General features: G+C 64.3%; 19 protein-coding genes, 2 tRNA genes and 2 pseudogenes. 15 read left to right on the forward strand and 8 right to left on the reverse strand.

The window, feature by feature from the left end; all coding sequences use genetic code 11:
• Positions 1–53: 53 nt before the first annotated feature.
• Positions 54–1,502, forward strand: a complete 1,449-nt coding sequence (gene rpsA, locus AC3A6P_RS35340; protein WP_487697233.1) for a 30S ribosomal protein S1 — start codon at positions 54–56, stop codon at positions 1,500–1,502.
• 92 nt (positions 1,503–1,594) lie between these two features.
• Entirely contained in the window at positions 1,595–2,809 is a 1,215-nt protein-coding gene (gene coaE / locus AC3A6P_RS35345) for a dephospho-CoA kinase (RefSeq protein WP_487697235.1), read from the forward strand.
• Positions 2,810–2,811: 2 nt separating this feature from the next.
• Here coaE and AC3A6P_RS35350 read toward each other — a convergent pair whose 3' ends face one another.
• Together AC3A6P_RS35350 and AC3A6P_RS35355 are read right to left on the reverse strand one after the other, a co-directional pair.
• Positions 2,812–3,336: a hypothetical protein gene (locus AC3A6P_RS35350; protein ID WP_487697237.1), complete on the reverse strand. Its 525-nt coding sequence runs from the start codon at positions 3,334–3,336 to the stop codon at positions 2,812–2,814.
• Between the two features lie 19 nt (positions 3,337–3,355).
• Positions 3,356–3,856, reverse strand: coding sequence for a ribonuclease FAU-1 family protein (locus AC3A6P_RS35355; RefSeq protein WP_487697269.1), 501 nt, complete (start codon positions 3,854–3,856; stop codon positions 3,356–3,358).
• A 70-nt stretch (positions 3,857–3,926) separates the two neighbouring features.
• Between AC3A6P_RS35355 and uvrB the strand changes: the two genes are divergently transcribed.
• The 5 genes from uvrB to AC3A6P_RS35380 all read left to right on the forward strand — a co-directional run bounded on the left by uvrB (position 3,927) and on the right by AC3A6P_RS35380 (position 9,347).
• Positions 3,927–6,086 (forward strand): excinuclease ABC subunit UvrB, encoded by a 2,160-nt coding sequence (gene uvrB / locus AC3A6P_RS35360; RefSeq protein ID WP_487697239.1) that lies wholly within the window; start codon positions 3,927–3,929, stop codon positions 6,084–6,086.
• Positions 6,087–6,134: 48 nt separating this feature from the next.
• On the forward strand, positions 6,135–7,544 hold the full coding sequence (locus AC3A6P_RS35365; RefSeq protein WP_487697241.1) for an MFS transporter: 1,410 nt from the start codon (positions 6,135–6,137) through the stop codon (positions 7,542–7,544).
• An 89-nt stretch (positions 7,545–7,633) separates the two neighbouring features.
• Positions 7,634–7,704 (forward strand) — tRNA-Cys (locus AC3A6P_RS35370).
• Positions 7,705–7,864: 160 nt separating this feature from the next.
• Complete coding sequence (locus AC3A6P_RS35375; RefSeq protein ID WP_487697242.1) at positions 7,865–8,173, forward strand: hypothetical protein; 309 nt, start codon at positions 7,865–7,867, stop codon at positions 8,171–8,173.
• Positions 8,166–9,347 carry an LPO_1073/Vpar_1526 family protein gene (locus AC3A6P_RS35380; protein WP_487697244.1) on the forward strand — a complete coding sequence of 394 codons (1,182 nt, stop codon included), beginning with the start codon at positions 8,166–8,168 and terminating at the stop codon, positions 9,345–9,347. The genes AC3A6P_RS35375 and AC3A6P_RS35380 overlap by 8 nt, the downstream gene beginning before the upstream one ends.
• Here the strand turns inward: AC3A6P_RS35380 and AC3A6P_RS35385 are convergent.
• The 4 genes and pseudogenes from AC3A6P_RS35385 to AC3A6P_RS35400 form a co-directional block, all read right to left on the reverse strand.
• The gene (locus AC3A6P_RS35385; protein ID WP_487697245.1) at positions 9,274–10,416 is read right to left on the reverse strand and encodes a tyrosine-type recombinase/integrase; all 1,143 of its coding nucleotides are present in this window, start codon (positions 10,414–10,416) and stop codon (positions 9,274–9,276) included. The genes AC3A6P_RS35380 and AC3A6P_RS35385 overlap by 74 nt on opposite strands.
• 312 nt (positions 10,417–10,728) lie before the next feature.
• Complete coding sequence (locus AC3A6P_RS35390) at positions 10,729–11,160, reverse strand: hypothetical protein (protein WP_487697247.1); 432 nt, start codon at positions 11,158–11,160, stop codon at positions 10,729–10,731.
• A complete protein-coding gene (locus tag AC3A6P_RS35395; RefSeq protein WP_487697249.1) occupies positions 11,160–12,047 on the reverse strand; it encodes a hypothetical protein in 888 nt (295 codons plus the stop codon). Before AC3A6P_RS35395 ends, AC3A6P_RS35390 begins: the two co-directional genes overlap by 1 nt.
• Positions 12,044–12,463, reverse strand: a pseudogene (locus AC3A6P_RS35400) (recombinase family protein); the annotation flags it as partial. The pseudogene AC3A6P_RS35400 and the gene AC3A6P_RS35395, both read right to left, overlap by 4 nt.
• A gap of 258 nt (positions 12,464–12,721) precedes the next feature.
• Here AC3A6P_RS35400 and AC3A6P_RS35405 point away from each other — a divergent pair.
• The 4 genes from AC3A6P_RS35405 to AC3A6P_RS35420 all read left to right on the forward strand — a co-directional run bounded on the left by AC3A6P_RS35405 (position 12,722) and on the right by AC3A6P_RS35420 (position 15,703).
• Positions 12,722–12,820: transfer RNA gene (locus AC3A6P_RS35405), tRNA-Ser, on the forward strand.
• Positions 12,821–13,386: 566 nt separating this feature from the next.
• Positions 13,387–13,953, forward strand: a complete 567-nt coding sequence (locus AC3A6P_RS35410; RefSeq protein WP_487697251.1) for a hemerythrin domain-containing protein — start codon at positions 13,387–13,389, stop codon at positions 13,951–13,953.
• Between the two features lie 2 nt (positions 13,954–13,955).
• Complete coding sequence (locus AC3A6P_RS35415) at positions 13,956–14,516, forward strand: hemerythrin domain-containing protein (RefSeq protein WP_487697253.1); 561 nt, start codon at positions 13,956–13,958, stop codon at positions 14,514–14,516.
• 227 nt (positions 14,517–14,743) lie between these two features.
• On the forward strand, positions 14,744–15,703 hold the full coding sequence (locus AC3A6P_RS35420) for an esterase family protein (RefSeq protein WP_487697255.1): 960 nt from the start codon (positions 14,744–14,746) through the stop codon (positions 15,701–15,703).
• Position 15,704: 1 nt separating this feature from the next.
• Here the strand turns inward: AC3A6P_RS35420 and AC3A6P_RS35425 are convergent, their stop codons facing one another.
• Entirely contained in the window at positions 15,705–16,097 is a 393-nt protein-coding gene (locus AC3A6P_RS35425) for a hypothetical protein (protein WP_487697257.1), read from the reverse strand.
• 19 nt (positions 16,098–16,116) lie between these two features.
• The gene (locus AC3A6P_RS35430; RefSeq protein ID WP_487697259.1) at positions 16,117–16,716 is read right to left on the reverse strand and encodes a TetR/AcrR family transcriptional regulator; all 600 of its coding nucleotides are present in this window, start codon (positions 16,714–16,716) and stop codon (positions 16,117–16,119) included.
• A 67-nt stretch (positions 16,717–16,783) separates the two neighbouring features.
• Here AC3A6P_RS35430 and AC3A6P_RS35435 point away from each other — a divergent pair, with 67 nt between their 5' ends.
• From AC3A6P_RS35435 to AC3A6P_RS35450, 4 genes and pseudogenes are all read left to right on the forward strand, one after another.
• The gene (locus AC3A6P_RS35435; protein WP_487697261.1) at positions 16,784–17,767 is read left to right on the forward strand and encodes a nitrilase-related carbon-nitrogen hydrolase; all 984 of its coding nucleotides are present in this window, start codon (positions 16,784–16,786) and stop codon (positions 17,765–17,767) included.
• Positions 17,764–19,374 carry an amidohydrolase gene (locus AC3A6P_RS35440; RefSeq protein WP_487697263.1) on the forward strand — a complete coding sequence of 537 codons (1,611 nt, stop codon included), beginning with the start codon at positions 17,764–17,766 and terminating at the stop codon, positions 19,372–19,374. Before AC3A6P_RS35435 ends, AC3A6P_RS35440 begins: the two co-directional genes overlap by 4 nt.
• 10 nt (positions 19,375–19,384) lie before the next feature.
• The gene (locus AC3A6P_RS35445; RefSeq protein ID WP_487697265.1) at positions 19,385–20,752 is read left to right on the forward strand and encodes an APC family permease; all 1,368 of its coding nucleotides are present in this window, start codon (positions 19,385–19,387) and stop codon (positions 20,750–20,752) included.
• A gap of 354 nt (positions 20,753–21,106) precedes the next feature.
• Positions 21,107–21,715 (forward strand): annotated as a pseudogene (locus AC3A6P_RS35450) (hypothetical protein); the annotation flags it as partial.

Below are 21,715 nucleotides of genomic sequence, written 5' to 3' on the forward strand. Positions count from 1 at the left end.
GACCAATAACTGCACTGTCCCTACGACCACACCTGTCCGGAGCAACCCACCATATGCCAAGTCCCGTCGCCACCTCGCCGCAAGTAGCCGTCAACGATATCGGCTCGGCCGAGGATTTTCTCGCCGCAATCGACAAGACCATCAAATACTTCAACGATGGTGACATCGTCGAAGGGACAATCGTCAAGGTTGACCGTGACGAAGTCTTGCTCGACATCGGCTACAAGACCGAAGGCGTCATCCCTTCCCGCGAACTCTCGATCAAGCACGACGTCGACCCCAATGAGGTTGTGTCCGTCGGCGACGAGGTGGAAGCGCTGGTCCTCACCAAGGAGGACAAGGAAGGCCGCCTGATCCTGTCCAAGAAGCGTGCTCAGTACGAGCGCGCCTGGGGCACCATCGAAGAGCTCAAGGAGAAGGACGAGGCCGTCAAGGGCACCGTCATCGAGGTCGTCAAGGGTGGTCTCATCCTCGACATCGGTCTCCGCGGCTTCCTGCCCGCCTCGCTCGTCGAGATGCGTCGTGTCCGCGATCTGCAGCCGTACATCGGCAAGGAGATCGAAGCCAAGATCATCGAACTCGACAAGAACCGCAACAATGTGGTCCTGAGCCGGCGCGCGTGGCTGGAGCAGACCCAGTCCGAGGTCCGCAGCGAGTTCCTCAACCAGTTGCAGAAGGGCGCCATCCGCAAGGGTGTCGTCTCCTCGATCGTCAACTTCGGCGCGTTCGTCGATCTCGGCGGTGTCGACGGCCTGGTGCACGTCTCCGAGCTGTCCTGGAAGCACATCGACCACCCGTCCGAGGTTGTCCAGGTGGGCGACGAGGTCACCGTCGAGGTGCTCGACGTCGACATGGACCGCGAGCGGGTCTCGTTGTCGCTCAAGGCCACTCAGGAAGATCCGTGGCGCCACTTCGCCCGCACCCACGCCATCGGCCAGATCGTGCCGGGCAAGGTCACCAAGCTGGTGCCCTTCGGTGCGTTCGTCCGGGTCGAAGAGGGCATCGAGGGCCTGGTGCACATCTCCGAGCTGGCTGAGCGCCACGTCGAGGTGCCGGATCAGGTTGTCGCCGTCGGCGATGACGCCATGGTCAAGGTCATCGACATCGACCTCGAGCGGCGCCGGATCTCGCTGAGCCTCAAGCAGGCCAACGAGGACTACACCGACGAGTTCGACCCGTCGAAGTACGGCATGGCCGACAGCTACGACGAGCAGGGGAACTACATCTTCCCCGAAGGCTTCGACGCCGAGACCAACGAATGGCTCGAAGGCTTCGACAAGCAGCGCAACGAGTGGGAGGCCCGGTACGCCGAGGCCGAGCGTCGCCACAAGATGCACACTGCGCAGATGGAGAAGTTCGCCGCTGCCGAGGCCGAGGCGGCCAGCCGGCCTGCGACGGCCAACGGCTCGTCGTCGTCCAGCTCGGGTGAGTCCGCAGGTGGATCGCTGGCCAGCGATGCGCAACTCGCCGCGCTGCGTGAGAAGCTCGCCGGCAACGCGTAACAAAGACACTCATTCGCCGAGTGAAGCCGCGCAGCACGTCTTTCCGACGTGCTGCGCGGTTCTTTTTTTCACACTGATGTGAGGGCAGGGCATTGCTGCGAATCGGTTTGACGGGTGGTATCGGCGCCGGAAAGTCCACGGTGTCCGCCACATTCAGTGAACTGGGCGGCATCATCGTCGACGGTGACGTGATCGCCCGGGAAGTCGTGGAACCCGGCACCGAAGGCCTGGCCAAACTGGTCGACGCGTTCGGCAAGGACATCCTGCACCCGGACGGCGCGCTGAACCGTCCGGCGCTGGCCGCGGTGGCATTCAGCGATGACGAGAAGCGCAAGACGCTCAACGGAATCGTGCATCCGTTGGTGGCGCACCGGCGCTCAGAGTTGATCGCTGCGGCGGCGGAGGACGCCGTTGTGGTCGAAGACATCCCGCTCCTCGTGGAATCCCACATGGCGCCGATGTTTCCGTTGGTGATCATCGTGCACGCCGACGAAGACGTGCGCGTCCAACGGCTCACCGAGTACCGCGGATTCACCGAGGAGGACGCCCGGGTGCGTATCAAAGCGCAGGCCACCGAAGAGCAGCGCCGCGCCGTCGCCGATGTGTGGCTGGACAACACCGGCAGTGCCGGGGCACTCGTCGAAAAGGCGCGCGAACTCTGGCATCAACGCATCCTGCCGTTCGCGCACAACGTGCAACAGCGCCGGCCCGCGCAGGTGGTCCCACAGTTGGTGCCCTACGACCCGACGTGGCCGGACCAGGCCCGGCGGATCCTGGCCCGCCTCGACACCGCATGCGGGCATCGTGCGAAGAGGATCGACCACATCGGCTCGACGGCCATACCCGGTCTGGATGCCAAAGACGTCATCGACATCCAGGTCACGGTCGACTCGTTGGCCACCGCGGACGAACTCGGTGAGGCGCTGTTGACGGCCGGTTATCCGCGTATCGAACACATCACAGACGACGTGGCCAAGGACGACGGCCGCAGTACCGTCGTGCAATTCGATCACGCCGGCGATGCGTCACTGTGGCGGAAGCGGATTCACGCCTCGGCTGATCCGGGGCGGCCCACCAACGTGCACATCCGGGTCGACGGCTGGCCCAATCAACAGTTCGCCTTGCTGTTCACCGCATGGGTGCTCGCCAATCCCGCTGTGCGACAGGACTATCTGGCGCTCAAGCGCAGCGTCGCCACGGCCGGGCATGCCACCACCGGTGCCTACGCCGACGCCAAGGAGCCGTGGTTCCTGGACGCGTACCGGCGGGCCTGGGACTGGGCCGACGCCACTGGCTGGCGCCCCTGAGCTCAGGCCGGCGGGGCCGGCGGCAGGTTCTCCGGCAGGGGTTCCGCCGGCGGCGGGACGGCGGGCACACCGCCCACCGGGGCCTCGCAGGTCAGTGACCCGAAGTCCGGATCGTCGCGCTGCGGCAGTACACGTGGTGCGATGAAGTCGTCGGCCTGCGCCACCAGTGCGTCGTCCACCAAGATCTCGCAGTGCAGGTTCGCCGAGTACGGCCACTGGATGGACAGCCGCATCGTGGCGATCTTGGATGCCGGCAGCACGGTCTGCGCTTCGAAGACCCGGCCCGGCACCATCGTCGGGTTCTCGGTCTGGGTCTGATCGTCCTGCGCGGCCCAGGAGACCGTCGCGCCGCGGGACACCCCGTCGATGCGCGCGCGGTAGGTGATGTTGTGCAGTACCTCAGGCGCGGGGGCCGGTTCGACCGTCGGTGTATCGGTCACCGGTTCGGCGGAAGCGATCGCCGGCTTGAGCGCAGACATGCCGACGAGCAACGCGGCGGCGGTAACCACGCGTACCCAGAAGTTCACATTCGCTGACACTACGCCTCTATCGCCAGGAGATCTGCATTCCGTTACTCGCTAGCCAAGCTAACAGATCGTGATGGTGCTCGGTCAACCCCGTGACCGCGCTGACCGCACTGTTCACTGCTTTTTCAGCTGCCTGATCGGTGATCAACCCCGCCTTGTGTGCCTCGAGTAGCTCATCGATGTCGACGAGTTCGGTGCGCTGTCCGGTGTACACCACAAGATCAAGGTAGTGATCAACAGTTCGCCAGATGTCAGTGCCCGCGGTGATCTCACCGATGTCGAGGTAGAAATCCTGGTCCCGTTCGTGCCCCGGATTCCAATGGAAGACGTTGGCCCGCAGCTGCAGGCCGGGCAGCAGCCAGGACTCGAGATAGTGGAACTGGGCACGACCCGGCGTCGGCCGGGCCATGTACAGTCCCCAGGGCTCGCGCACGTAGACATCGACTGCCCGGACGAAACCCTTGGGGTCGGTGTTGGTGCGGGCAGCCAGATCGAAGGTCTCGTTCTTGGGCGGGTGGATACCGCCAGCCTAATAGCGCTCATGGCGTCAGGAACAACAGATGTCGGTGGCTGGTTCTAACCTGGTGAACATGGCTTTCGCAACCGAACATCCCGTGCTTGCGCACTCGGAGTACCGCCCTGTCGAGGACATGGTGCGCGCGGGCGGTCAGTTCCAGGTGGTCAGCGAGTATCAGCCCGCCGGCGACCAGCCGGCCGCCATCGAAGAGCTGGAACGCCGGATCAGAGCAGGCGAACGTGACGTCGTTCTGCTCGGTGCCACCGGCACCGGCAAGTCCGCCACCACCGCCTGGCTCATCGAGCGTCTCCAGCGCCCCACCCTGGTCATGGCCCCCAACAAGACGCTGGCCGCGCAGTTGGCCAACGAGCTGCGGGAGATGCTGCCCAACAACGCCGTCGAGTACTTCGTCTCGTATTACGACTACTACCAACCCGAGGCGTACATCGCGCAGACCGACACCTATATCGAGAAAGACAGTTCGATCAACGACGATGTCGAGCGGCTGCGGCACTCGGCCACCTCGAATCTGCTGTCGCGGCGGGACGTCGTGGTGGTGGCGTCGGTGTCCTGTATCTACGGCCTGGGCACTCCGCAGTCGTATCTCGATCGCTCGGTGGAACTGAAGGTCGGCGACGAGGTACCCCGCGACGGGCTGCTGCGCCTGCTGGTCGACGTTCAGTACACCCGGAACGACATGTCCTTCACCCGCGGCACCTTCCGGGTCCGCGGCGACACGGTCGAGATCATCCCGTCCTACGAGGAACTCGCGGTACGTATCGAGTACTTCGGCGACGAGATCGAGGCGCTGTACTACATGCACCCGCTCACCGGCGACGTGATCCGTCAGGTGGACTCATTGCGCGTGTTCCCGGCCACGCATTACGTGGCAGGCCCGGAACGCATGGCGATGGCCATCTCCAGCATCGAGAAAGAACTGGAGGAGCGGCTCGCCGAACTCGAAGGGCAGGGCAAGCTGCTCGAGGCCCAGCGGCTGCGGATGCGCACCAATTACGACATCGAGATGATGCGTCAGGTCGGCTTCTGCTCCGGTATCGAGAACTACTCACGGCACATCGACGGGCGCGGGCCGGGTACGGCGCCGGCCACCCTGCTCGACTATTTCCCCGAAGACTTCCTCATGGTGATCGACGAGTCGCACGTCACCGTCCCGCAGATCGGCGGCATGTACGAAGGCGACATGTCGCGTAAGCGCAATCTCGTCGACTTCGGGTTCCGGCTGCCGTCCGCGGTGGACAACCGGCCGTTGACGTGGGAGGAGTTCGCCGACCGGATCGGTCAGACGGTGTACCTGTCGGCGACGCCGGGGTCCTATGAGATCAGCCAGGCCGGCGGTGAGTTCGTCGAACAGGTCATCCGTCCCACCGGTCTGGTGGACCCGCAGGTCATCGTCAAACCGACCAAGGGCCAGATCGACGACCTCATCGGCGAGATCCGGCTGCGCACCGAGCGTGACGAACGCGTGCTGGTGACGACGCTGACCAAGAAGATGGCCGAAGATCTCACCGACTACCTGCTCGAGATGGGTATCCGGGTGCGCTACCTCCACTCCGAGGTCGACACCTTGCGCCGCGTGGAACTCCTGCGGCAGTTGCGACTCGGCGAGTACGACGTACTGGTCGGCATCAACCTGCTGCGTGAGGGTCTCGATCTTCCCGAGGTGTCACTGGTGGCGATCCTCGACGCCGACAAGGAGGGTTTCCTGCGGTCGCCGCGAAGCCTGATCCAGACCATCGGCCGTGCGGCACGAAACGTCTCGGGCGAAGTGCACATGTACGCCGACAAGATCACCGACTCGATGAAAGAGGCCATCGACGAGACGGAGCGCCGCCGGGCCAAGCAGATCGCCTACAACAAGGAACACGGCATCGACCCGCAGCCGCTGCGTAAGAAGATCGCCGACATCCTCGACCAGGTGTATCGCGAGGCCGACGACAGCGAGACCGTCGAGGTGGGCGGTTCCGGGCGCAACTCCTCACGAGGACGACGCGCGCAGGGCGAACCGGGCCGTGCGGTCAGCGCCGGCGTGTTCGAGGGTCGCGACACCAAGAGCATGCCGCGCGCGGAGCTGGCGGACCTCATCAAGGACATGACTGATCAGATGATGGTCGCCGCGCGTGATCTGCAGTTCGAACTCGCGGCGCGGATCCGTGACGAGATCGCCGATCTGAAGAAGGAACTGCGTGGAATGGACGCAGCCGGCCTCAAATAATTGCCGACTGCTTGATCTCAACCGAGGTTGAGCTCGTACGGTGAGGCGGTGACTCGCACCGCGCCCACGACGGCCGCCACCGAGGGGGTCACGTGGCGCAGTCTGCTCGGTCCCCGCTATCTGGGCACGTCGACCGTCCTCGCCGGCGGCGTTGCGCTCTACGCCACCAACGAGTTCATAACCATCAGCCTGTTGCCCACCGCCGTGGCCGATATCGGCGGGCAGCGGTTCTACGCCTGGGTCACCACGGTCTATCTCGTCGCCTCGGTGGTCGCCGCCACCACCGTGAATCCCATCGTGACGCGGCTGGGCCCCCGCTGGTCCTACCTGTGCGCGCTGGCGGTGTTCGCGTCGGGGACGGTGCTGTGTGCGCTGGCGCCGTCGATGGAACTGCTGCTGGTGGGCCGCACGGTGCAAGGCCTGGGTGGGGGAGTGCTGGCGGGGCTCGGCTACGCCGTCATCAATGCCGCACTGCCGCAACACTTGTGGACCAAGGCATCGGCCCTGGTCTCGGCGATGTGGGGAGTGGGCACGGTGCTCGGACCTGCGGCGGGCGGTCTTTTCGCCCAATACGGCTCGTGGCGTTGGGCTTTCGGTGTACTGGCGTTGGCCACCGCGGCCATGGTGCTGCTGGTGCCGTTCGCGCTGCCGGGGCGGTCGCGGGCCGGGGAGCCCGCGGCCCCGTTCCGCATCCCGGTCTGGTCGCTGTTGTTGCTCGGTGCGGCGGCGCTGGCGCTCAGTGTTGCCGGTATTCCGCGTGAACCGGCGCTCACCGCGGTGCTGCTGGTTCTCGGTCTGGTCCTGGTCGGCGCGTTCCTCGTGGTGGACCGGCGCACGCGGGTGGCGGTATTGCCGCGCAGCGCTTTCCGGCCGGGTCCGCTGAGGTGGATCTATGCGACGTTGGGCCTTCTGATGGCGGCCACCATGGTGGACATGTATGTGCCACTGTTCGGGCAGCGGCTCGCAGACCTGGTGCCTGTGGCGGCGGGCTTCCTCGGCGTCGCCCTGTCGGTGGGATGGACGGCCGGCGAGATCGCGAGTGCATCGCTGCGCTCGACGCGAATGACCGTTCGGGTGGTGGCCGTGGCCCCGTTGGTGATGGCCGTGGGTTTGGCGGTGGCCGCGGTGACGCAGTTCAACCAGGCGTCCGCGTGGGTGGTGGCGGTGTGGGTGGTGGCACTGATGGTGACCGGAACCGGCGTCGGGATGGCCTGGCCGCATCTGTCTGCCTGGGCGATGAGCAGCGTCGCCGACCCCGGTGAAGGCGGGGCAGCAGCCGCCGCCATCAACACCGTGCAGCTGATCTGCGGTGCCTTCGGCGCCGGACTGGCCGGCGTGGTGGTCAACATGAGTGAGCACCAGGATGCGACGGCGGCGCGGTGGATGTTCGCAGTGTTCGCCGCGCTGGCGGTGGTCGGTGTACTGGCGTCCTACCGGGCAACGCGGGCGGCGCCGTGAGGTCCCGGACCCCCGTGAATTCGGGACTGCGCTCACGCTGAGTGAAACCGTGGTGCCGGCACACGGGTCGAGGCATTGTTGTCGTCAGTGCGGGTGTGGCTGAGTGGCTAGGCACCGGCCTGCAAAGCCGTTTACACGGGTTCGAATCCCGTCATCCGCTCGCATGTTTGCCCAGATAGACGCACTGTCTAGCTGGGCAAACCTTTTCTGCGAGGGGGTTCCTGACCGTCTCTTGACCGTATGCGTGCGACACGCCTACCCGCAATCTGTTTGCTGGTTGTGTCGGTGCTCGGTGCAATACTCCGATCAGGAGGTGTCCGATGGGATATGAGCGAGCCGCGTGGTTCGGCAATGTGCTGCTGGCCGTAGTGGCCATTTTCCTCGCTTGGGTGCAGGTATCGAAGCAGGTAAGCCTATGGGTGACGATTGCGATCGTCGTACTTGTCGCGGTCGCCGTTCTCGCGCTATTCCCGCGCCGTCGCGCCGACGGGTCTACCGGAAGGCTCGTTGATCGCTTCGGTTCAAAGGTCGAGACCGGTGACCACAGTCATGTTCAAGTGGCGCGGGATCACGCGAGTCAAACCATGTTCACCAATGGCGGTGGCAAGGATGCGGAGGACCATGAGTGACAGTCAGAACGCACGTGACTACGCCGATCAAAAACAGTTCAAAGCTGATATTCAGCATTTCACTCAGAACGTCGTTTATAACATTGATGGCGAGGAGGCGCGTGCCTACCTAGTGAAGCTGTTTCGCGACAACTTCCCGAGACTGCACGCAGAGGCGATGGCTGTAGCGACAACTTGTGCAGAAGAAATGGCGGTGGCTGTAATCGCCGGCATTCATGCTGTAGACCCGGACAAGATCTCGAACTTACGGCGGCCTAGTGCCCAGTCGGCTTTACTTGCAGCACAAGAAAGTTATGCTCGAACGGGAGATCCCGATACGGGTCAAGGTGATGTCGTACTTGGTCAAATTTTGGCGAAATTGGTTGCCCATGTGGTCATTGAACCCACACGAAGTCTGAAAGAAATTGCCCTCCGTCGCGCGATTGATGTCGCCCCCAATTTGACTGAAAATCAATTTAACACGTTAAGTGTAATGGCGGTAACAACGGTGCTCTATTTCCGAGGTGAGGACCCAGAAGATCTTCTGGAAGCACTGGAAAGTTTTCTTTCGGTGTACTATGGAAAAATCATCACCTCATACAACGAACTAAGCTACATGGCTGCGTCGGGGGTGGGCACTGTTCTGTTCGGACCCGGTATTTTTACGAAATTGTGTGAGCGACATAAAGCAGCCCTTCGCAAAAGTTTTCCGGTGACCGACATTCCTCTCGAGGTGACCGAGGAGTTGCGGTCCACTTACTTCGAGCCCGACCCAAAGGTCGAGAATCAGTATAGGCTTCGTATTGAAAAGATTAACGAAGTGACCGCAACGCCGGGGACCGTCGAGGACATGGCAAAAGAGTTTACGAGCAGCGCTACAGAGGCTCTCAGACTTTCACGTAAAGCCCCCGAGAGGGCTCTGCGATCATTTGCGTCAAAAAAATTCTGGTCGGCTGATGAGTTGAAGGATTTGACGGAGACCAAAGCGCCTCAGCTGTATCAATTCTTGAATCAACTCGATAGTGCCGGGACAATGCACTTCAACATAAATACTATCGGGTACATGTTGGCAAGCCAGGAGCTAAACCTGCGATTTCCAGGCTCTGATCTCCTGGGTTCAATTATTGAATTGGAGTCCCCGAAACCCGACGACGAAGCCGAACCACGTTCGACTGACCAACCGGAGCGTTCATAGCTTCCAGAGCGGCCATCGAATCGGCATGATCAGAGTCGAACAGATGCGCGTACACCGCTAGCGTCGTTGTCACGCGGCTGTGGCCCATGAAACGGGAGATATCGAGCGGCGCGATACCGGCCGCAACGCACAAGCTCGCGTACGTGTGTCGCAGCCCGTGAAATTTGAACCCCGGCGGCAATAGCGGTTCGTCAGCGCCGTGGCGGGGGGAATCGTGCTCGGACGCTGCGAGCCGATTCGCGCGCAGCACCGCAGGCCGAAAAACTGATTTGTAGAACACGCCGTGATCGACCGGGCGAGCCCAATCCACAATCAGCCGATCCGTCGCCTCAGCAACCGACAACGCAGCCAGGGTCTCAGCTTGCCGGTTCGCGACAACGCGCCAATGTTCAGGATCGCGCCGCGACGAACGTGGATCGGAGACCGATGGGGGAGCGACAGCCGTCAGTCGCACATGCGGGAACAGTGGTGCGGCCGGATCTGCGGAACGCGGATGTTCGCCCAGAAACCCGCGCAGCAATTCCGTAGTTCCCGCAGTCAGCGGTACTCGCCGACGGCTGCCCTTCGTCTTCGGAGTGTCATAGCCCATTCCGGCGCGCAGATGGGTGCGCTGCACATGCAGAGCACCCGGTTTCGCGGGGGCGTTCGGGTTAAGCGCTGGTGGCGGCAACTCCACATCACCGACCTGCAAACCGGCCAGCTCGGCCGCGCGCAGTCCCGACCACGCCGCCACCGACACCAGCACCAAGCACGGCCAGGGTGTGGCGTTGACCAGTGCAGCAACCTGAGCAGCGGTCAGGTACATATCGGGGTCATCGGCCACGCCCGGCGTGCCACCGGAAACACTGCGCTCGGTCGGCAACCGCACGTGGTCGGCCGGGTTGTTAATGATCCGGCCATCTGCAACTGCTTGTGCAAGAACTTGTTTCACGACGTAGTAGTGATGCCGCACGGTCGATGCAGATTTGCCGGCCTTCGCGAGCGCTCCGATCCATTCGGCTATGTCGGATCTGCTGATCTCGTTGACCGGGCGGTGGCCGAAAACTGCGTCGATGCCGAGTTCGCGCATGTCACCGGTTCGTGCTGTCGCTGGGGCGAGCATTTCGCGATGTCCGGCCAGAGTGCGCGGTTTCAGATCGTGCCTGGTCGCTAACCACAGTGCCGCTACATCTGCGAAGGCGGCAGATCCCAGTTCGCGCAACGTGGCCGGTGACTGTCCCTGCGCAAGCAGCTTTTTGACGTCATCTAGCTTGTTCTGAGCGGCTTCGCGTGTGTCAAAGGTCTCGCGGAACTCTGACCCCGTTTTCGGCCCAGATCGCTTGGTAGCGCTTGACCGGTTTGCCGTTGACGCGGCGCGATGATTCACGAACTCTGATGTGCATCAGCCTCTCCCAGCCCATTTTTGCAGCGACCTCATCAGTCGCTCTCGCACGTATTCGAGGCTGTAGGCGTCCGTCAGGTATGGCGGTGGGTTCGGTGTTTCCTCATCTATGCCGATTCCGGCTTCTGACCAAATCCAAGTTCCGTCGGGGCGGATGATGACTCCCCATGCGCGTCTTGTGGGCGTACCGGAATAGCCGTTCGACACAATGGCGTTGATGAACCAGCCCCGTACATCCGGCGTCTGCACGTTTTGGTTCACACCGAGCCGGACCGCTGCCTCTGCGAACTCTCTCGCTGCGCCATCCATGTGCTGGTGAAAATTGAGTAGATTTCCCCGCGCCCAGCTTTCGTACTTGTCTCTTTGCGCACGTTGATCGGCTAGACGTCTCCTGACGTCATCGGTCATTCCACCAAAGTCGCGGTGCTGCATCAGTACAGTCCAACCGTGCGAAGATCGTCAGACCACGCGAACATCACGTCGTTGATCATGCCGAGGCGCGGGATGTAGGGGATGCACTCGCGGCGAGCTTGCGTGTTCGGGTCGGTGTCCTGGCAGACATCAACCCAATGGTTCAGATCGGCAATCGTGCCTTCTATAGCGGCGCGCGTTTCTGCGAAATTGTCGGGAAGTCGTCGCAGCAGTTCCTCGAAGTTGCGTACCGCGTAGGTCGCGTCAACGGTGCACTGAGCGTCGAACGCCTGGTTAACATCAAAGCAACCTTTCTCCAGAAGCTCGCGCGATCGATCGAGGTATGTGCTGAACTCTTCGTCTGACGTGATGGGTTGTGGGTCGGCAGTCGGAGCGACGGTTTCCGTGCTCTCGGGCGCGGCGACTTCGGCAGTATCAGTTTCGGGTGCATTCCCGCCTACGCATGCGCCTTCGGCCTGTGCCGTCGCAATGATCTGATCGACAGGTTTGTCGAACCAATCATCGGTCGGTTCCTGAAACCAACCGCCATCCTCGTAAGTCATTGTGCGAGTTGTCATTGGGCCGTCGCGGAGTTCAAGCCGAACGACAGCCCTGTTGTCACCTTCCATGCGAACACCGGTGACGTTGACCTTTTCGCCCGTTTCTGCGTAACAGGTTTTCGCGTAGGTGACGTAATCGTCTTGGCTCAGCTTGTCCCGAACGTGCTTGCTGAACAGAAGCCACTCACCGGCGAAATCACCCGCCGAACCACGGTCGTACTTCTCTTGTGCCGCAGCAGCGGCAGATTCAAGATCCTTGGGTTCGCCGGATGACGCGGAGTCACATCCGGTCGCTGCGACGACCAATAGAAAAGCGCCCGCTAATGTTGCGCAGATCGATTTGGTCATGATTCCCCCTCGTAAGCTTGTTCAGCCAAAACCCGGTACACAGTCGCACGGCTGACGCCGAGAGTTTGCCCGATTACCGAAACCGGCTCACCGCTGGCGTGCATCCGTCGGGCTAATGCAGCTTTCGACGGATCGAGCGCCTTCGGGCGACCGATGGATTGGCCGCGTGACCGGCGGGCTTCGCGAGCAGCGTTGCGCCGTTCGCGGCCCAGCTCCAATTCCAGTTCGGCGAGGCTGGCGAGAACGCCCGCGATCATGCGGCCGGTCGCGTTCGACGTGTCGATGCCTTCGCGCAGCGATCGCAGTACGATCCCGCGTTCGCCCAAGTCTCGAATCGTGGTCATGACTTCGGCGGCGTTTCGACCAAGTCGGTCGATTCCGATAACCACGATCGCGTCGCCGGGCCGCGCGTAGTCACGCGAAGGTGAGGCCCTGAACATGACCGCTACGTCGACCAAGCTGGCAAGCGCCTTGGCGGTGCTGCCCATCTTCGGCGGAACTGCACCACACGCGCAGTACGGCATCTCGACCGGCGGCGACGTACTAGTCAACTCGCTAGCCGATGGCACCGATCTCAACTCAGTGTGGACTGAATTCCGCGATCTGCTCGACGCATGGAACAAAGAACGCACTTCGTGTCAACGCTCTTTTGTGCGTTTGATTAGGGTATTCTCGCGGGCGTTGCTGTTCGTTGCGGTGCGGAGCAAACCCCTGCGGATGCCGCAAAACGGCCTGCAAAGCCGTTTACACGGGTTCGAATCCCGTCATCCGCTCGCATGGTGGTGACGCTGAAGCCGCTCCCCCCGTCGGGGCGAGCGGCTTCAGCGCGTCATGCAGGTCGTGGCCTATGGCTTCCTGCGGGTAGCGCGAACAGCCGCACCACCTACCTCACGCTCCCCATCAGAACCTCCTGTCCATCCTTCAGCCGGCGCCGCCAGCGCCACAGGGTCGACGCCATCTTTTACCGAGATCGGTTGCCGTGCGGTAGAATTCGCCGATCAAACCCCGGGGTACCCGGCGCCGTCGGTCGGCATCTCACCCGTGAACCGGTCAATCAGGGCGGCGAGGGCAAACGGCAAATCCGCCGACCAGTTGGGCATCGACAGCGCCGCCCGGACCCGGCAGCACGCTGTTCGGCAACATGAAACCGAAGGCGTTGCAGCCGAACAACATTGATTTGGTCGCTGCGCTGATCCGGCGATCGCCGAGCCAAAAAGCGGAAAACTCCACGTAACGGTGCAGCGGTTCGGCGTTTGACCGTGGTCAGGCGGGGTAGGACTGCGGCAATGCGGCGCAACAGCCCTGTGCCGTGATCGTGGCTGAATAGCGGAGGTGTGCCATGGTGGAAACGTTCGTGCAGTCGACCGATGATGTGATCGCGTTCTTGGTCGGGCAGCACAATCTGATCAAAGACATGTTCGACGATGTGTTGTACGCGACGGAGACGCCGGCGCGGGAGAAGGCGTTCGTCGATCTGCGCCAACTGCTGGCGGTCCACGAGACCGCCGAGGAGATGATCGTGCACCCCCGCGCGCGTCGTGAAATCGACAACGGCGAAGCGCTGGTGGACGCCCGTCTGCAGGAGGAGCACGAGGCCAAGGAGCTGCTGTCGGAACTGGAGAGCATGGACCTCGGCTCGGAAGAGTTCCTCGCGGCGCTGACCCGCTTCCGGGACGCCGTCGTCGATCACGCCGAGCACGAGGAGAACGAGGAGTTCAACCTGTTGAAGGCAGAACTGAGCCCCGATGACCTCAAGTGGATGGCATCGGCGGTCCGGGCCGCCGAAGCCATCGCCCCGACGCGTCCGCACCCAGGTGTCGAATCCGCCAAGATGAACTTCGCGGTGGGGCCGTTCGCTTCGATGCTGGACCGGGCCCGTGACGTGATCTCCTCGGCGCTTCGGTGATCGTGGCCGAACCGGACCTCACCAATCTGCTGGTGTCACAACACCACCAGATCGCCGAACTCTTCGAGGCGGTGTTGGACTCCCCGGCCGAGAGCAGAGAGTCGGCATTCGTGCGGCTGCTGCAGGCACTGGCCACGCACGAATCCGCCGAGCACATCATCGTCCATCGGCAGGCGCGTCATCTCATCGATGGCGGCGACGAGGTGGTGGACGCGTTGCTCAACGAGGAGTTGGCGATCAGCGAGGCCTTCACCGAATTGGAAACCGTACCCGTGGACACCGAGGAGTTCATTTCCCAGCTGACCCGGATACGAGGAGTGGTCGACGCGCACAATCGCCACGAGGAGACCGCCGAGTTCGCCGCCCTCTCCGATCGGCTCGACGTCGACGATCACCGTCGACTCACCCGCGCGGTCGAGGCGCTGAGCGCGTTGGCGGTCACCGGGTCGGAAGACGAGTACCAGGATGCGAGCCTGGCGCCGGGCAGTCCGAACATGATGGTCGGGCCATTTGCCCCGATGTTGGACCGCGCCCGGCAGTTCGTCCAGCACCCGCGCGGGTGAAATGGCATGGCCGGCTTGCTGAATGAGCCGGGCGAAATCTGACGGACTGGTGACGTAGCTGCCGGAGCAGTGTCGTCCCGTAACGGCAGGGCACATAGGGGCGACGTGATCAATACGGCTCCGCGGTGGCGGTGACCGTCTTGCGAAACGCGGCGGATGCCACGCAGCGGCACACGTTCTCCTCCCGAGCGCGCCCCGGTGCGCGTCCGAAAGAATGGCGAAACACGATGACATTCATGCTCGATCTGGGGCGGCGGCTGACGGCCGCAGCGTTGGCAAGCCTGCTGCTGGCGGGCCTGGTGGCGGTCGCGGGTGGATCGGCGACTGCCGGGGCGTACTCGCGCCCCGGTTTGCCGGTCGAGACGCTGATGGTGCCCTCCGCTGCGATGGGCCGCGACATCCCGGTCAGATTCCAGGGCGGTGGGTCGAAGGCGGTGTATCTGCTCGACGGGCTACGTGCCCGTGACGACAACAACGGCTGGGATATCGAGACAACGGCTTTCGAGGACTACTTCGAGTCCGGTCTCTCGGTCGTCATGCCCGTGGGTGGGATGTCGAGCTTCTACACCAACTGGCAGGGACCGGCCGTCGGCAACGGCGGCACCTACAACTACCAGTGGGAGACGTTCCTGACCTCGGAGCTGCCGGGGTACTTGGCGGCCAACAAGGGGATTTCACCCACCGGCAACGCCGTGGTGGGTCTGTCGATGGCGGGCAGTGCGGCGTTGATCCTGGCCGCCTACCACCCGGGCCAGTTCAGCTACGCCTCGTCTCTGTCCGGTTTCCTCAATCTGTCTGAGGGCATCTGGCCCACGCTGGTGGGCATCGCGATGCGCGACGCCGGCGGCTTCGACGCCACCGCCATGTGGGGTCCCGGTGGCGGTCCGGCGTGGAAGCGCAACGATCCCACCGTCAACGTCGGCCGTCTGGTGGCCAATGGCACCCGCATCTGGGTCTACTGCGGCAGCGGCCGGCCGGGGGAATTGGGCGGCGGCGGCGATCTGCCGGGCCAGCTGCTCGAGACCATCACGGTGGACAGCAACCGGAACTTCCAGCGGCAGTATCAGTCCGCCGGCGGCAGTAACGGCATCTTCAACTTCCCGGCCAACGGCACCCACGGTTGGGGTTACTGGGGTGCGCAGCTGAAGGCGATGAAGCCGGACATCCAGCGCACACTGGGAGTCTGAGTCAGGCCGCCGGTGGCGGGGGCGGTGGCGCCAACGGCACCGGCGGCATTCCGGGCAGCGGCCCCAGCCATACGCCTTCCACTGGTGCCGTTGAGGATTCGGGTGCGGTCAGCGAAACCGTCCCCGGTGGCAGTGGCGGTGAGGGACCGGCACCGGGCGGTGCGCCCGGCGCCTGCACCGGCGGCACGGTGAGTGCCCCGAGCGGGTTGTCCGTGTGGAAGGTCTGCCACATCTCGCCGAGATAGCCCACCGGCTCGTCCAGGCTTCCCGGACCGTAGACCGGGTTGGGGATCGGCGGAACCGGTGGCGGCGCGGGTTCGGCGGCGGCGGGCCCGGCCAGCGCCAGTGCCCCGAACGCGGCGCACGCGATACCGACGGTGAGCCTCACAGTCATGCAGCCAGGTTAGCGTTGCTCACCGGGTCAGTCCCCGTAACAGCACCGCCAGCCCCCATTCGAAGGCGTCATCGGCGCGCATCGGTTTCGGCGCTCCCGTGGCCAATGCGGCCGCCAGTTCGGGGCCCACGCCGTCGCCCGTTGTCCATGGCTCGTCGGGGGCGGCCAGGTCCAACGCGGAGCCCAGGACGAAGTTGTCCATCGTGGTGATGATGCGCAGCGTGTCGGCCGCATCGAAGCCGGCCCGCGCCAGCGTCACGGCCACGGAGTTGTACATGACGATTGCCTGGGTGCTGTTGACGGCATGGATGGTGAGCAGGGGGATCAGCCGCGGATACCGGGCGAAACTGTCGCGGTAGGACCGCATGATGTCGCCGAGCGTCTCGGTCCACGGGCGGCTGGGATCGTCGTCCGGCAACTGCACCGCCGACATGGCGCGTTCCCGGAGCAATTCCACGATCTGGTCGCGGCCGGACACGTGGTTGTACAGCGACGACGGGCTCACCGACAGACGGCGCGCGAGCTCCGGGATGGTGAATCCGCCGGTCGAGTTCACCATCTCCAAAGCCACCTCGGCGATGCGTTCCGTTGACAGCAACGGCACAGGTGGTCGTCCCATTCGTTCCCCTTGCCAACGGCTGTGCTTGGTATCACACTAAACGAAAGTCGTTCGTTTTAGGAGTTGGATGCTGACACTCAGGGCCGCCGCGCCCGACCCGTTGTCTCGGTCGATCCCGTCGGACCGACCGCCGTTGCGCGTGGCGCTGGTGCAACACCGGTGGCGCCCCGACCGCGACGAACTGGTGAAAACCCTGCGTGGCGGCATCGATCGGGCCGCTGCCGAAGGCGCGAAGATCGTCTTCCTCCCGGAGATCACGTTGCTGCGCTATCCCGCCGACGTTCCCGGCGGCTCCGACCCGGCGGCACTCGCCGAGCCTCTGACCGAAGGACCGACATTCGCGTTGGCTGCCGAGGCCGCGACGGCCCACGGCATCTTCGTGCACGCCTCGCTCTACGAGAAGGCCGACGCCGGCGACGGCCTGGGTTTCAACACGGCGATCCTGGTGTCGCCGGCCGGAGACCTGGTGGCCCGCACCCGCAAGATGCACATCCCGATCTCGGCCGGTTACTACGAGGACACCTACTTCCGCCCGGGGCCCTGCGAGGGGGAGCCCTATCCGGTGTACGAGCCCGAGGGGTTGGGGGCGCGGTTGGGCATGCCCACCTGTTGGGACGAGTGGTTCCCTGAGGTGGCGCGTAGCTATTCGCTCGGCGGCGCCGAGATCGTGGTGTATCCCACCGCCATCGGGTCCGAGCCGAAATTTCCCGCCTTCGACACCCAGCCGATCTGGCAGCAGGTGATCGTCGCCAACGGCATCAACAGCGGTCTGTTCATGGTGGTGCCCAACCGAACCGGCGACGAGGGCGCGCTGTCGTTTTACGGTTCCTCGTTCATCTCCGACCCGTATGGCCGCGTGCTCGTCCAGGCACCCCGTGACGAGGAGGCGGTGCTGGTGGCCGATCTGGACCTCGATCAGCGCCGGGACTGGCTGGAGCTGTTCCCGTTCCTGTTGACTCGGCGACCCGAGAGTTACGCCACGCTGACCGCACCCGTTGACGGCGACCGGCCCTACGGCGCCGGGCACGCTGCCACGGCGGTGGTCAAGTGAGCGCGAGGCTGTTCACCAACGGGGTCATCTGGACCGGCCCCTCGGGTGACACGGATGCGCTGCTGGTTGCCGACGGCGTTGTAGAGGCGGTTGGGGAGCAGGCGCGTGCCCGCGCCGACGGCGCCGAGGTCGTCGACCTCGACGGGGGATTCCTGATGCCGTCGTTCGGCGACGGTCACGCCCACCCGCTGTACGGCGGACTGGAAGCAGCCGGCCCGTTGGTGCGGCCATGCCGCTCGGTGGACGAGATCGTGGACACGGTACGGCGATTCGCGCAGGACAACCCCGACCAGGAGTGGATCCTCGGCGCATCGTATGACTCGAGCCTGGCGCCGGACGGTCTGTTCGACGCCCGGTGGCTCGATGCCGCGGTGCCGGACCGGCCGGTGGTGCTGCGCGCATGGGACTACCACACTGTGTGGTGCAATTCGGTGGCACTGAAGCGGGCCGGCATCACCGCCGACACCCCCGATCCTCAGATGGGTGAAATCCCGCATCGCGCAGACGGTTCGGTGTTGGGCACGTTGCGCGAATGGGGTGCCGTCGACCTGGTGATGGCCGTAGCCCCGCCACGCGGCGACGATGTCCGCGTCAAGGCGTTGCGGACCGCCGCCGACTACTACGCCGCCCGAGGGGTTACCTGGGTGCAGGATGCGTGGGTCGAGCCCGCCGACGTGGACACCTACATCGAAGCGGCCCGCCGTGGTGAACTCGGGGTGCGTTTCAACCTCGCTCTGTACGCCGACCCACGTCACTTCGATTCGCAGATCGAGCTTTTCGCCGAGTCACGCCGCCGTGTCGAAGAGCTGAATTCGCCGTACCTGACGTGCCAGACGGTGAAGTTCTTCGCCGACGGCGTGGTGGAGAACGAAACCGGCGCCTTGTTGCAGCCGTACTGCTCTGGGCTGCACAGCCACGGTATGACGGTGTGGGAGAACGGCTCGCTGGCCGAGGCCGCCCGGCGGGTGGACGAGTTGGGTCTGCAGATCCACATCCATGCCATCGGTGATGCCGCCGTGCGCCAAGCCCTCGATGCCATCGAGCATGTGGTGCGCAGCAACGGGCAGCGTGATCGCCGGCCGGTGATCGCACACAACCAACTCGTCGACGACGCCGACATCGGCCGGTACGCCGCGCTGGGCGTGATCCCCAACATGCAGCCGCTGTGGGCGCAGCTGGATGCGCTCATGACCGAGCTGACCATCCCGCGTCTCGGAACCGAGCGCGCCGACAAGCAGTACCGGATGAACACGCTGTCGACCTCGGGTGCGCCACTGGCATTCGGCAGCGACTGGCCGGTGTCCTCCGGCGCTCCGCTGGACGGGATCGCCGTCGCGGTGTCGCGCCGCACCGCCGAAGGGGAGCCGGCCGACGGTTGGACGGCCGAGGAGATCCTGCCGATCGAACCGGCGTTGCTCGCGGGGACCACCGGGGTGGCGTATCAGGGCTTCGCCGAAAAGGCCTGGGGGAGAATCGAACCCGGAGCGAGCGCCGATCTGGTGTGGTTGGATCGCGATCCGCGCGCCACAGCGCCGCTGGACATTCCGGCAATCCGCGTCGTCCGTACCTACCTGCGGGACAAGATCGTCTTCTCCGCCGCCAACTGAAGGGAACCTCATGTCAACACCTGCGCCCGCGGATCCCGCGGCTTTCCAACCCATCCCGGACGGCCAGGAAGGCCACCTGCGCCGCGCCCTTGGCGTCCCGTCGCTGGTGCTCTTCGGTTTGGTCTACATGGTTCCGCTCACCGTGTTCACCACCTACGGCATCGTCACGGTGGAGTCCGGTGGCAGGGTGCCGCTGGCCTACGTGGTGACGCTGGCCGCGATGATCTTCACCGCGCGCTCGTACGCGCGGATGGCCGCGGCGTTCCCGGTCGCCGGCTCGGCGTACGCCTACACCCAGAAGACCTTCGGCGCACCCGTCGGGTTCCTGGCGGGGTGGTCGCTGCTGCTCGACTACCTGTTCCTGCCGATGCTCAACTACATGGTCATCGGGCTGTACCTGAACGCCGCGGTACCCGCCATCCCGAACTGGGTCATCATCGTGGTGACCATCGTGATCGTCACCGTGCTAAACATCATCGGCATCGTGTCGGTGGCCCGCGCCAACATGCTGATCATCGCGATCCAGGCCGTCTTCATCGTGGTGTTCTTCGTGATGGCGTTCGCGGCGATCTCCGGCTCGGGCACCGTGGACGTCATGGCCCCGTTCGCCGGCGACGGCACTGCCGGCGGGATGGCCCCGGTGCTGGCGGGCGCGGCCATCCTGTGCCTGTCGTTCCTCGGATTCGACGCTGTGTCAACACTTTCCGAAGAAGCCAAGGACGCCAGACGTGATGTGCCGAAGGCCATCATGCTGGCCACCCTGATCTGCGGCGTGCTGTTCATCATCCTGTCCTACGTCTCGCAGCTGGTGTTCCCGTCGAATGCGTTCGAAGACGTCGACTCCGGATCGCTGGATGTCATGACAGCCGCAGGTGGTGCGTTCCTGTCGGCGTTCTTCACCGCCGCTTACGTGGCCGGCGCGCTGGGGTCGGCGCTGACCTCGCAGGCGTCGGTGGCGCGCATCCTGTACGCGATGGGTCGCGACGGCGTGCTGCCGCGCAAGGTGTTCGGGCACGTCTCGGTGAAGTTCAGCACCCCCACCTGGGCCATCCTGGTCGTCTCGGTGATCTCGCTGCTGGCTGTGGTGATCGACCTCGGTCTGTTGGCGTCGGTGGTGAGTTTCGGTGCGCTGGTGGCCTTCTCGGCGGTAAACCTGACGGTGATCAAGCACTACTTCGTCGACGAGGGCGAGAAGAACATCCTCAGCAACCTGATACTGCCCTTCATCGGGTTCGCGCTCACGGTGTGGCTGTGGACCAGTCTGTCCGGCACCGCGTTGACCCTCGGGCTGATCTGGCTGGCGGTCGGCTTCGTGTGGCTGCTGGTGGTCACCCGCGGCTTCCAGCGGCCCACCCCGGTCCTCGACATGCGGGAGTGACGGCACAGTCCTGACGATCCCACCGGCGCGGCGTTCGAGTTGTTCGAACGCCGCGCCGGTTGTGTTGTGCGGGCTGGCAGGGCCACCACCCGGCTGCTAAATGGCTAACGTGTATTTACCTGTCCTCACAGAGTGTCGACGGCTGACGATCCCGGATCTGGGACACGCGACACGCCGGTGGGATGGAGCGCGAATTCCGTTCAACTGGGAAAACCCCAGTAGGGGCGGGGCTGGGGTAACCGGAACGCCACTCCTTTGCAACGGTTCCATAAACGCGTGAATTGTCGCGTCGGCAAAGCTCCTGCGCCTGGATACGTTCTGGCGCGAACACCGCAGTCCGAGGAGCCGGAGAACATGTCAAAGACCACGAAGCGCATCGCCACGGGCGCCGCTGCGACAGCAGGGTGCATGTGGGTGGTACAGCTCGTCACACCCCTGACGATGATGCTCGCCGAGGCGCCCGCGAGTCCCGGTATCCCGTGTGTGGGCATCCTGAAGGACTTCGGACCCGGGACGCCCGGCACCCCGGGTTCGGTCGAGAACATCACGACGATGGTCCCCGGTGTCGGTTCGCCGGGGATGGCTCCCGGCGAACTGCTGACGTCGACGACAAATCTGCTGCCCGGGTCGCCCGGTCTGCCCGGGAGCAACGCGGTGAACTCGACTGCGCGCGTGACTCCGAACCTGCCCGGCTACCCCGGCGGCCCGGACGCATCTTCGACGCGGGGTGTGCTGCCGGGTGGGCCCGGGGCCCCCGGAGGTCCCGCGGTGACCTCGACCTCGGCTGGAACCCCGCCGGCGCCAGGTGCTCCCGGTGCTCCTGGCGTGTCGTCGACGACGGGTGTGTTGCCGGGTGGTCCGGGTACCCCGGGTGCTCCTGGTGTCACGTCGACGACGGGTGTGTTGCCGGGTGGTCCGGGTACCCCGGGCGCTCCCGGTGTCACGTCGACGACCGGTGTGTTG

This window comes from Mycobacterium sp. Soil_C_30 (assembly GCF_057656995.1).